Annotated in this window: 6 protein-coding genes; all 6 read right to left on the bottom strand. The window is 59.5% G+C overall.

The genetic code is table 11. The features are described 5' to 3' along the window. Window positions 1–115: 115 nt before the first annotated feature. Window positions 116–751, bottom strand: coding sequence for a protein-L-isoaspartate(D-aspartate) O-methyltransferase (locus tag AC1DH9_RS22760; RefSeq protein ID WP_427544633.1), 636 nt, complete (start codon window positions 749–751; stop codon window positions 116–118). A gap of 41 nt (window positions 752–792) precedes the next feature. Further along, window positions 793–1542 carry a 5'/3'-nucleotidase SurE gene (gene surE, locus AC1DH9_RS22765; RefSeq protein WP_477808823.1) on the bottom strand — a complete coding sequence of 250 codons (750 nt, stop codon included), beginning with the start codon at window positions 1540–1542 and terminating at the stop codon, window positions 793–795. Beyond that, window positions 1530–2588: a tRNA pseudouridine(13) synthase TruD gene (gene truD / locus AC1DH9_RS22770; RefSeq protein WP_477808824.1), complete on the bottom strand. Its 1059-nt coding sequence runs from the start codon at window positions 2586–2588 to the stop codon at window positions 1530–1532. Before truD ends, surE begins: the two co-directional genes overlap by 13 nt. Continuing rightward, window positions 2585–3058 (bottom strand): 2-C-methyl-D-erythritol 2,4-cyclodiphosphate synthase, encoded by a 474-nt coding sequence (ispF, locus tag AC1DH9_RS22775; RefSeq protein ID WP_477808825.1) that lies wholly within the window; start codon window positions 3056–3058, stop codon window positions 2585–2587. The genes truD and ispF overlap by 4 nt, the downstream gene beginning before the upstream one ends. A 42-nt stretch (window positions 3059–3100) precedes the next feature. Beyond that, window positions 3101–3946, bottom strand: coding sequence for an S-formylglutathione hydrolase (fghA, locus tag AC1DH9_RS22780; RefSeq protein ID WP_427544618.1), 846 nt, complete (start codon window positions 3944–3946; stop codon window positions 3101–3103). Window positions 3947–3954: 8 nt separating this feature from the next. Continuing rightward, the coding region (locus AC1DH9_RS22785) for a zinc-binding dehydrogenase (protein WP_477808826.1) at window positions 3955–4663 on the bottom strand (709 nt) is incomplete at its 5' end.

Consider the following 4663-nt stretch of genomic DNA (forward strand, 5'->3'; position numbering starts at 1 on the left):
AAGTACAATCGACACACGCACACGTTTGCTGATCGCTGTTCAATCGCGTTTAACCGATCAATGCCGCTGTAAGACCAAGGTAATCAAACAGAATTCAGCGTCTTTAAATAAATGCTTAAACCAGTGGTCCATGGAGCAATGGCACGAAGCGCACGCTCCCCAAAACGCGCCTGGAAAAGCCTTGTTCTTCACGGATGATCAACATCAATTGCTGAACCTCCCCTGAACCAACCGGAATCACCAGCCGCCCACCCGGCGCCAATTGATCGAGCAACGCCTGAGGTACATCGGTCGCCACCGCAGTGACGATAATGCCGTTGTACGGTGCCAGCGCTGGCCAGCCTTCCCAACCGTCGCCCCACCGAAATACCACGTTGCGCAGGTTCAACTCGACCAGGCGCTCCTTGGCGCGATCCTGCAGGACCTTGATGCGCTCGACGGAAAACACCCGCTCGACCAATTGCGACAACACCGCCGTCTGGTATCCGGACCCGGTACCGATCTCCAGCACTTTATCCAGAGGACCGGCCTCCAGCAGCAGTTCGCTCATGCGAGCCACCATATAAGGCTGCGAAATGGTCTGGTTATGGCCGATTGGCAACGCCGTGTCTTCGTAGGCTCGATGCGCCAGGGCTTCATCGACAAACAGATGACGCGGGGTCCGCCGAATGACCTCCAACACCTGGGCGTTGGACAGACCTTCCTCGTACAAGCGCTGGATCAGCCGTTCACGCGTGCGCTGGGAGGTCATGCCGATACCACGACGCAGGATATCGTCTTGTTCACGAGCCATCAGCGCAGCCCCTCCAGCCAGCCATCAAGACTTTTGAAGGCATCATTGAAGGTACGATCGAGTTGCAGCGGGGTGATCGAGACATAACCCTGCATCACCGCATGGAAATCCGTGCCAGGCCCGCCGTCCTCCACATCGCCGGCCKCGGCAATCCAGTAGCCGGACTTGCCACGCGGGTCGACCACTTGAATCGGCGCGGCGGCGCGGGCACGGTGACCCAGGCGAGTCAGCTGGATACCTCGAATGTTTTCCAGAGGCAGATTCGGAATGTTCACGTTCAGCACCGTGCGCGGTGGCAATTCAAGGTCGGCATAAGCCTCCACCAGCTTGCGCGCAAAGTAGGCCGCCGTCGGCAGGTTTTCCACTTGCCGCGATACCAGCGAAAAGGCAAACGAAGGCAGCGTAAGGAAACGCCCTTCGAGCGCCGCCGCAACCGTGCCGGAATACAGCACATCGTCGCCCAGGTTGGCTCCCATGTTGATCCCGGAAACCACCATATCCGGTTCGCGCTCCAGCAAACCGTTGAGGCCCAGGTGCACGCAATCGGTCGGCGTGCCATTTAGGCTGATAAAGCCATTGGCCAGGGTTTGCGGGTGCAACGGACGGTCGAGCGTCAGCGAACTGCTGGCGCCGCTTTTGTCCTGGTCAGGGGCGATAACCACGCACTCGGTGTAATCCGCCAGCGCAGCATGAAGCGCGGCAAGACCGGGCGCTGTTACCCCATCGTCGTTAGAAATCAGAATACGCATGAGCTGTCCGTCTGCCCCACCGGCACCAGATCGACGAGTTCACGCACCAGTACGGTGGCGAAGCATCCGGCCGGAAGGACGAATTCCAGTTGCAGAATGTCCAGCGAGGGATAATGCCACGTCAACCCGCCAATGGGCAGCCGCAGGATGCGACGTTCATGGCTCATTCCAGCGTTTATCAACCAATCGCGCAGATCCGCTTCGCCTGCCGCGACCCGTTGCTCCAGTTCATGAGTCGCACCGGTCGCGGGGGACTCGCCCTCGCCCCACAGCGGCCCGGTCGGGTGCAGGTCGAGGATTGCCAGGCGCGGATCGCTGCATTCTGCCTCACCTGCCGGGAAGAAGCTGCGGCTGTCGGTGAAAGCCAGCAAGTCGCCCACCTGGGCGCGCTGCCAACTACCGTCGGCAACTCGCGCCGCCAACACCTGATTGAACAGAAAGCTGCGCGCAGTGGAGAGCAGGCGTGAACGCACGTTGCGCTGCTCCGGCAAGGCTTTGCGTGCCGCCCAGTCCCGAGCATCCACCACATTGCCGCCGTTGTGGCCGAAACGCWGCGCGCCGAAGTAGTTGGGAATACCATGTTTGGCGATCAGTTGCAGACGCGCTTCAATCGCGTCCTTGTCGCCAGCAAACTGGGTCAAGCGCAAGGTAAAGCCATTGGCCGAATGCGCACCGCGCTGCAGCTTGCGTTTATGGCGTGCGGTCTTGAGGATTTTCAGTGTGTCGTTTTCTGCCGCGGACAAGTCAGGATCGGCCTTGCCGGGCAATTGCACGCTGAACCACTGGCGGGTCAGTGCCTGGCGATCTTTCAGGCCGGCATAACTGACGGTGCGCAACGGCACGCCGGCAGCCTTGGCAATTCGCCGGGCCGCCTCTTCAGTGTTCAGGCCGCGTTTTTCCACCCAGATCCACAGGTGTTCGCCTTCGCCAGTCAGCGGAATATCGAGGACTTCATCGACCTGAAAATCTTCCGCGATGGCTTTCAGTACGGCAGTGCCGAGGRCTTCGCCGTAGGCACGCGGGCCGAGCAATTGCAGTTCATTCATGCGCGCAGCAACAAGGCAACGGAGTGCACGGCAATGCCTTCTTCGCGACCGACAAAGCCGAGCTTTTCGGTGGTGGTAGCTTTCACGTTCACTTGATCCAACTCAACTTGAAGATCCGCGGCGATCAGCGCACGCATCGATTCGATATGCGGGGCCATTTTCGGCGCCTGGGCAACGATGGTGTTATCGACATTGCCGACCTTCCAGCCCTTGGCGTGGATCAGCGCGACAACGTGACGCAACAGTACGCGGCTGTCAGCACCTTTGAATTGCGGGTCGGTGTCTGGAAAGTGTTTACCGATATCACCCAGCGCCRCTGCGCCGAGCAAGGCATCGCTCAACGAATGCAGCAAGACGTCGCCGTCGGAATGGGCGAGCAGCCCGAAACCGTGTGCAATTCGCACACCGCCCAGAGTGATGAAATCGCCTTCAGCGAAACGGTGCACATCATAGCCGTGGCCAATACGCATAAAAAAACGCCCCGATTTAGTCAGGGCGTGATTCTACCTGCTTTAGGCGCCTAGAGCGTGTGCGTGATGTCGCAAGTGTTCATCAATAAAGCTGGCGATAAAGAAATAGCTGTGGTCGTAGCCCGGCTGTAGACGCAAGGTCAGCGGATGGCCGGCCAGTTTCGCCGCCTGCTGCAGTGCTTCGGGTTTGAGCTGAGTGGCGAGGAAGTCGTCCCGATCGCCCTGATCCACCAGTAACGGCAGCTTTTCAACTGCCTCGCTGATCAGCACGCAGGCATCCCATTCGCGCCACTTCGAACGCTCTTCGCCCAGGTAGCGCGAAAACGCCTTCTGACCCCAAGGGCAATCCATCGGATTGTTGATGGGCGCGAAGGCCGACACCGACTGATACCGACCAGGATTGCGCAAGGCACAGACCAGTGCGCCGTGCCCGCCCATGGAGTGACCACTGACGCCACGTTTGTCCGAGGCCGGAAAATGCGCTTCGACCAACGCAGGCAATTCCTGCACCACGTAGTCGTGCATCCGATAGTGCCTGGCCCAAGGCTCCTGCGTGGCATTCAGATAGAACCCGGCACCGAGGCCGAAATCCCACGCGCCGTCTGGGTCGCCCGGAACATCGGCGCCTCGCGGGCTGGTGTCCGGTGCGACAATGATCAGCCCCAGCTCGGCCGCCATGCGCATCGCGCCGGCCTTGTGCATGAAGTTTTCGTCGGTGCAGGTCAATCCCGACAACCAGTACAACACCGGCAGCTTACCGCCCTGCTCCGCTTGCGGTGGCAGGTACACGGCAAACACCATGTCGCAGCCCAGCACTTCGGAATGATGCTTGTAGCGTTTATGCCAGCCACCGAAGCTCTTCTGGCATGAGAGATTTTCCAGACTCATGACCGACCTCAGAAATGGATGACAGAGCGGATGCTTTTGCCTTCATGCATCAGGTCGAATGCCTTGTTGATGTCTTCCAGGCCCATGGTGTGGGTGATGAAAGTGTCCAACGGGATTTCGCCGCTCTGGGCCATTTCCACGTAGCTTGGCAACTCGGTGCGACCGCGCACGCCACCGAATGCCGAACCGCGCCAGACACGACCGGTCACCAACTGGAACGGACGAGTGGAGATTTCCTGGCCAGCACCGGCAACACCGATGATCACCGACTCACCCCAACCTTTATGGCAGCACTCCAGTGCCGCACGCATCAGTTGTACATTGCCGATGCACTCGAAGGAGAAGTCGACACCGCCGTCAGTCATGTCGACGATCACGTCCTGAATCGGACGGTCGAAATCTTTCGGGTTCACACAATCGGTAGCGCCCAACTGCTTGGCGATTTCGAACTTGGCCGGGTTGATGTCGATGGCAATGATTCGTCCGGCCTTGGCTTTGACTGCGCCGATGACCGCAGACAGGCCAATACCGCCCAGGCCGAAGATGGCCACGGTGTCGCCCGGCTTGACCTTGGCAGTGTTGATGACCGCACCGATACCGGTGGTGACGCCGCAACCCAGCAGGCAGACTTTTTCCAGAGGTGCTTCTTTAGGGATCTTCGCGACGGAGATTTCCGGCAACACGGTGTATTCGGAAAAGGTCGACGTGCCCATATAG

It is taken from the genome of Pseudomonas sp. 05T35 (assembly GCF_056396605.1).